Raw genomic sequence first — 6,606 nt, forward strand, 5'->3', positions numbered from 1 at the left:
CTCGGGAATAACGGGCTTTCCGTCGGAAAGCCCTGTATTTATGCAGGGTGCCTCGGGGTGAACCCCAGGGTGCGGCGACAATACCCGGTTGCCCACGCCCGAGCCGCCGCCGTGTCCATCGCACCCCCGCCTACCCGTCCGCTGTCCGATCTGAAGAAGACCGGCCAGAAGGCGTTGACCTCGTACCGCCCGTTCTGGGCGAAACGCTTCGGTCCCGCCCCCTTCCTGCCGATGTCGCGGGAGGAGATGACGCAACTGGGCTGGGACAGCTGCGACATCATCATCGTCAGCGGCGACGCCTACGTGGACCATCCGAGCTTCGGCATGGCGGTCATCGGACGGACGCTCGAGGCGCAAGGCTTCCGGGTGGGGATCATCGCGCAGCCGGACTGGCATTCGCCGGACGCGTTCCGGGCCCTGGGCAAGCCCAACCTGTTCTTCGGCGTGGCCGCCGGGAACATGGATTCGATGATCAACCATTACACGGCCGACCGGAAGATCCGCTCGGACGACGTCTACACGCCGGGCGGCGGCGCCGGCAAGCGTCCCGACCGCGCGACGCTGGTCTACACGCAGCGCTGCAAGGAGGCGTTCAAGGACGTCCCCGTGATCATCGGCGGCATCGAGGCCTCGCTGCGCCGCATCGCCCACTACGACTACTGGCAGGACAAGGTCCGGCGCTCCATCCTGGTGGACTCGAAGGCCGACCTGCTGGTCTACGGCAACGCCGAGCGCGCGATCATCGAGATCGCGCACCGCCTGTCGCAGAAGAAGCCGATCGAGTCCATCACCGACGTGCGCGGCACCGCCTTCATGCGCAGGCCGGACGACGCCTCGCTGGACGGCTGGTTCGAGATCGACTCGACCGACGTCGACGCGCCCGGCAAGATCGACGCGCTGCTGAGCCCCTACATGACCACCGAGGAAGCGGCCGCCGATCAGGGCACCGATTGCTCGAAGCAGCAGGAACAGGCGCAGGCCGCGGCCATGCCGGGTGCTGCAGGTTCGCCGGGCGCTCCGGTGGCGGATGCCGCGCCGCAGCCGGGCATGCCCGAGATCAAGCCGATCAAGATCATCCGCAAGACGCTGTCCAAGACCGACGGCCGCGCGCTGGTCACGCCGCGCGACCGCACCGTGATCCGGCTGCCGGCCTACGAGCAGGTCAAGAGCGATCCGGTCCTCTACGCCCACGCCAACCGCGTGCTGCATCTGGAGACCAACCCCGGCAACGCGCGCGCGCTGGTGCAGCGCCATTCGTCTGGCGGCGTCGACCGCGACGTCTGGTTCAACCCGCCGCCGATCCCGCTGACGACGGTCGAGATGGACCACGTCTTCGACCTGCCCTACGCCCGCAGCCCGCACCCGGTCTACGCCGACGAGAACGGCAGCCACGATCACGCCACCAAGATCCCGGCGTGGGAAATGATCCGCTTCTCGGTGAACATCATGCGCGGCTGCTTCGGCGGCTGCACCTTCTGCTCGATCACCGAGCACGAGGGCCGCGTGATCCAGAGCCGCAGCGAGGACTCGGTCATCCGCGAGATCGAGGACATCCGCGACAAGGTCAAGGGCTTCACCGGGATCATCTCGGACCTTGGCGGCCCGACCGCCAACATGTGGCACATCGGCTGCAAGAGCCCCGAGATCGAGGCCGCCTGCCGCAAGCCGAGCTGCGTCTATCCCGGCATCTGTCCGAACCTGCACACCGACCACGGTCCGCTGATCAAGCTGTACCGGCGCGCCCGCGCGCTGCGCGGCGTCAAGAAGATCCTGATCGGCTCGGGCCTGCGCTACGACCTGGCGATCGAGTCGCCGGAATACATCCAGGAACTGGTCACCCACCACGTCGGCGGCTACCTGAAGATCGCGCCGGAACACACCGAGGGCGGTCCGCTCTCGAAGATGATGAAGCCGGGCATCGGCACCTACGACCGCTTCAAGCAGCTGTTCGAGCAGGCCAGCGCGGCCGCGGGCAAGAAGCAGTTCCTGATCCCCTACTTCATCGCGGCGCACCCGGGCACGGCGGACGAGGACATGATGAACCTCGCCCTCTGGCTCAAGCGCAACGGCTTCCGCGCGGACCAGGTGCAGACCTTCTATCCGAGCCCGATGGCCACGGCCACGGCGATGTACCACTCGGGCAAGAACCCGCTGAAGAAGGTCACCCGCGACAGCGAGCCGGTCGACATCGTCAAGGGCGAGCGCCGTCGTCGCCTGCACAAGGCCTTCCTGCGTTACCACGACTCCAACAACTGGCCGCTGCTGCGCGAAGCGCTCAAGGACATGGGCCGCGCCGACCTGATCGGCAACGGCAAGCACCACCTGATTCCGACCTTCCAGCCGGCGACCGACGGCGGTTATGAATCAGCGCGGCGCAAGAACTCGACGCACGCCGGCGAAAAGGTCGCGCCGAACAAGCCGCGCTCGGGCCAGATCCTGACCCAGCACACCGGCCTGCCGCCACGCGTGACCGGTGCGAAGCCGGCGCCGCGTGGCCAGCTCACGACGGGCGGCAAGTCCGCGCCGGGTGGCAAGTCCGCGCCGACGGGCAAGCCGGCGCCGAAACCTGCCTCCAAGCGCGGTCAGCGCTGATCGTCGGCGGGTGGCGCCGCAGGCTTCACCCACTGCCAGACCTTCCACCCCAGGCTGACCCACGCCCAGAGCCGGGCGATCCGCCCCGGCGAACTGTCGGCGGCCTCGGGGTCATGCCGGCGGAAGGCTCTGATCAAGCCCGCCAGCCCCCCGGCCGCAGCCAGTGCGGCCACCGTCCGCCAGAGTCGCGGCAGGCTGCCCGCCAGCCGGTAGAGGCCATGGCCACGCTCGGCCCATCGCATCGGACCTTCCAGTCCCTGCACCTCGTTGCGCAGACCGAGCCGCAACTCGGCGCTGCGCAGCTGCAGTTCGAGTTGCCGCAGCTGGAGCCGCTGCCGCGCGTCGCCCCACATCACCGCCGGGCCCCCTGGCCGTCCTGGCTACCCGGACCGTCCTCGGGCTCGAGCGCCCGCCGGTCGCGTGCCAGCTCCGCGACGCTCGCCGCGAAGTGCTTGCCGGCCGCCAGCTGCTGCTTCGCCCAGTACCAGCATCCCGCGGCACCGATCAGGAAGGCCGCCCCCAGCCCCGCACCCACGGGGGCCCGCCAGACGTCGGGCACCCACAGCAGCGCGGCGAACACCAGCATCAGCAACGCCGCCACACCCAGCAGCAAGGCCAGCAGCAGTGCGGTCAGCGCGCCGAACAGGCGCAGCAGCTCCGCCTGCAGTTCCACGCCCAGCAATTCCAGCCGCACGCGGGCCAGTTCGAGCGCCCGGTCGGCCACTCGCCGCAGCCGCTCCGTCAGCCCCGGATCGCGTGATTCCATCGATTGTTTCTCCTCTGTGTCCGTCCTCTCGGTGTGCGAAAGCTATCACTGAATCGGGGGAAACGAGGGCGTTCTTTGTCCGATCCGGCCTCAGGCCTTGGGCTACAGTGCGGTAACGCTTGGTTGCGCGGACCCCGCGCCGCCGGCCTGACAAGGTCCATTCAATGCCTGATCGCCAGCACACGCCGCACTCCGCCGTCGATGACGACGACCTGCTGCAGTTCCTGGACGACCACGAACACGCGTCCGAGGAACCCGGCGAACCCCGCAAGCCCTGGCGGGTGCTGATCGTCGACGACGACACCGACGTCCACAAGGCCACCGAGCTCGCGATGCAGGGGCTGCAGGTCGAGGGCCAGCCGCTGGCCTTCCTCCACGCCAAGTCCGCCGCCGAGGCCCGCTCGCTGCTGGGCCACGAACCCGACATCGCCGTCGTGCTGCTGGACGTCGTCATGGAGTCCGACGACGCCGGCCTGCAACTGGTGCGCCACATCCGCGAGGAACTGCGCCAGCGCGCCGTGCGCATCGTGCTGCGGACCGGTCAGCCGGGCTACGCGCCGGAGATCGAGACGGTCCAGGCCTACGACATCAACGACTACAAGACCAAGTCGGAACTGACCCGCACCCGGCTCTACACGGTGCTGACCGCCGCGATCCGGTCGTACCGCCAGATCCGCGCGTTGGAGGCGAACCGGCAAGGCCTGGAGATGATCGTCGAGGCCAGCACCGAGCTCGGCCGCCAGCACGGCCTGCACCGCTTCGCCGAAGGCGTGGTCACCCAGCTGTGCGCGCTGCTGGGCACGCTGCCCGAGGGCCTGGTCTGCGTGCAGGCCAACAGCCACCACAGCGGCGACGCCAGCGGCGAGGCCCGCGTGATCGCGGCCGCCGGCCAGTACAGCTCGCTGATCAACCGGCCGCTGCACGCGGTGCCGGCGGGCAAGATCCGCGAGCTGCTCGGGCGCTGCCTGTCGGCGGGCCACAACCTGTACGAGGACGGCTGCACCGTCCTGTTCTTCGGTTTGCCCAGCGGGCGCGCGATGGCGGCGCTGGTCGAGGTCCAGCGCGAGCTCGACGAGCTCGACCGCCAGCTGCTGCGCGCGTTCTGCTCCAACATCGCCGTCGGCTTCGAGAACGTCATGCTGTACACGCAGCTGACGGACCAGGCCTACAACGACCCGCTGCTGCAGCTGCCGAACCGCACCCGTTTCATCGAGCTGCTGGAGCACAACCTCAAATCGCCCGAAGGCATCACGCTGGCGCTGATCGACCTGGACGACTTCGCCGACGTCAACGACGCCTTCGGCCATCGCTTCGGCGACCAGGTGCTGCAGGCGGTGTCGCAGCGCCTCGCGCAACGGCTCGGTTTCAACACCGCGATGGCGCGGATCTCGTCGAACGCCTTCGGCCTGCTGGGGCCGGACGACATGGTCAACGGCCACCGCATCGGCACGGCCTTCGAGGATCCCTTCACAGTCGCCGGCGAGCGGCTGCAGCTGTCGGCGACGACCGGCCTGGTGCGCCTCGCCCAGTCGCGCGCGCTGGGCTCCGAGCTGCTGCTGGACGCGCAGATCGCGCTCAAGCGCGCCAAGGCGGGCAACCGCGGCGCTTCGCAGTATTTCTCCCCGGAAATGGGCGTCGACGCCCGCGAGCGCTTCAAGCTGCTCAAGGGCCTGCGCGCCAGTTTCGAGGAGCGCCGGCTGTTCGTCGTCTACCAGCCGCAGGTCGAGTTGGCCACACACCGCGTCATCGGCGCCGAGGCGCTGCTGCGCTGGCGCACCGACGAAGGCAAGTTCGTGCCGCCCGACCAGTTCATCCCGCTGGCGGAGCAGTCCGGGCTGATCGTCCCGATCGGCGAATTCGTGCTGAGGACCGCCTGCCGCCAGGTGCGCCAGCTGCGCGACGCTGGTTATTCGGACTTCCGCATCGCGGTGAACATCTCGCTGGCGCAGTTCCGCCATCCCGCCTTCATCGACACGGTCCGCCGCGCGCTGGCCGATGCCGACGTGCCGGGCGCCGCGCTGGAGCTGGAGATCACCGAGTCGATGGCGATGGAAGAGGTCTCGGCCGTGCTGCGCGTGCTCGCGGAGATCCGCGGCACTGGCGCCTCGGTCGCGATCGACGACTTCGGCACCGGCTTCTCGTCCCTGAGCCAGTTGCGGCGTCTGGATGTCGAACGGCTCAAGATCGACCGCGCGTTCGTGCGCGAGGCGCAGAGCTCCGCCGCCGGCGCGACGATCGCGCAGATGGTGGTGAACCTGGGGTGCAGCCTCGGCATGCGGGTCGTCGCCGAAGGCATCGAGACCGAGGAACAACGCCAGCACCTGCTGGCGCTGGGTTGCCATGAGGGTCAGGGCTGGCTGTTCGCCAAGCCGATGCCGGCGGACGAACTGGACCGCTGGCTGGCGGCGCCCAAGGCCTGGGAAACGAATCCGCCTCAGGCGGTCGCCCAGACGGTGCTGGCAGCGCCGTGCGCCGCACCGGTCAACAGCGGTCGTTGAACGACGGCTGTCACTGATCGACGGCGGCACGGACGCCGTCGCCGATCACCTGCCCGCTCAGCGGCGGGTCAGCAGCAGCCCGATCAGCAGGCCGACGCCGGCGGCCACGCCGACCGATTGCCACGGGTTGTCATGCACATAGTCGTCGGTCGCCTTGCCGGCGGCCTTCGCGCGATCGACGGCGGCCGCCTGGAAGTCGCCGAGGCTGGACTTCGCGCGATCCAACGTCGACTGGACGCGGGCACGCAGCTCGGAAGCGCCGGCGCTCGTCTGGTCGGCCGTGGCGCGGAGCAGCGATTCGGCGTCGGTCACCACCTGGTTCAGGTCCTGCAGCAGGCGGTCGGAGGGAGAGGTCTTGGCCATGAGCGTTACTCCTTTTGGTCGGTTTGTGGGATCAGAAAGCGCATCGGCGCGGGACGGAGTCCGGTTGTACGTCTGTCGAGCAGTGCTCGGCAAGTCGCCCTGACGGGTGTCCGACCGCGGCACGCGGGTTTGCCAATTTGCCAATGCGGGGGGCCATGTCCGCCCTTCCGGCAGATTTCGCTCCCGGGTGGGGCGCCAAAGGGGGGCATCACCCGGGCGAGCCGTCATGGGAGCCCGTCATGGGAGCCGTCATCGTCGTCGCAAACGGTGTAGTGGCGCACCAGGAAATAGCGCTCGCGGCGTTCGCCTTCGACGATCAAGACCTGACCCTCCAGCGCCTCCAGCTCCGGATCGCGGAACGGGTTGGCGCCGGCCCGGCGCAGCACG

5 protein-coding genes are annotated in these 6,606 nt (G+C 69.1%); 2 read left to right on the plus strand and 3 right to left on the minus strand.

Annotation, left to right across the window (positions count from 1 at the left end):
• The first annotated feature begins 111 nt into the window (after window positions 1–111).
• Window positions 112–2,592 (plus strand): YgiQ family radical SAM protein, encoded by a 2,481-nt coding sequence (locus VF536_RS01375; protein WP_414710249.1) that lies wholly within the window; start codon window positions 112–114, stop codon window positions 2,590–2,592.
• Here the strand turns inward: VF536_RS01375 and VF536_RS01380 are convergent.
• Both VF536_RS01380 and VF536_RS01385 read right to left on the minus strand, forming a co-directional pair.
• Window positions 2,583–2,948, minus strand: coding sequence for a hypothetical protein (locus VF536_RS01380; protein ID WP_331612989.1), 366 nt, complete (start codon window positions 2,946–2,948; stop codon window positions 2,583–2,585). The two genes, VF536_RS01375 and VF536_RS01380, sit on opposite strands and share 10 nt — an antisense overlap.
• Entirely contained in the window at window positions 2,945–3,358 is a 414-nt protein-coding gene (locus VF536_RS01385; RefSeq protein WP_331612990.1) for a phage holin family protein, read from the minus strand. The genes VF536_RS01380 and VF536_RS01385 overlap by 4 nt, the downstream gene beginning before the upstream one ends.
• Window positions 3,359–3,522: 164 nt before the next feature.
• Here VF536_RS01385 and VF536_RS01390 point away from each other — a divergent pair, with 164 nt between their 5' ends.
• Window positions 3,523–5,856 (plus strand): GGDEF/EAL domain-containing response regulator, encoded by a 2,334-nt coding sequence (locus VF536_RS01390; protein ID WP_331612991.1) that lies wholly within the window; start codon window positions 3,523–3,525, stop codon window positions 5,854–5,856.
• 57 nt (window positions 5,857–5,913) lie between these two features.
• On the opposite strand, the gene VF536_RS01395 is transcribed toward VF536_RS01390, so the two are convergent.
• Window positions 5,914–6,219 (minus strand): DUF883 family protein, encoded by a 306-nt coding sequence (locus VF536_RS01395; RefSeq protein WP_331612992.1) that lies wholly within the window; start codon window positions 6,217–6,219, stop codon window positions 5,914–5,916.
• Window positions 6,220–6,606: the final 387 nt, after the last annotated feature.

Source organism: Roseateles sp. (assembly GCF_036486225.1).
Classification (GTDB): Bacteria; Pseudomonadota; Gammaproteobacteria; order Burkholderiales; family Burkholderiaceae_C; genus Roseateles.

What these genes read in the sequence shown, in the direction of transcription:
- VF536_RS01385 (WP_331612990.1), bottom strand. Translation starts at nt 3,358, where the DNA reads ATGGAATCACGCGATCCGGGGCTGACGGAGCGGCTGCGGCGAGTGGCC.
- VF536_RS01390 (WP_331612991.1), top strand. Translation starts at nt 3,523, where the DNA reads ATGCCTGATCGCCAGCACACGCCGCACTCCGCCGTCGATGACGACGAC.
- VF536_RS01395 (WP_331612992.1), bottom strand. Translation starts at nt 6,219, where the DNA reads ATGGCCAAGACCTCTCCCTCCGACCGCCTGCTGCAGGACCTGAACCAG.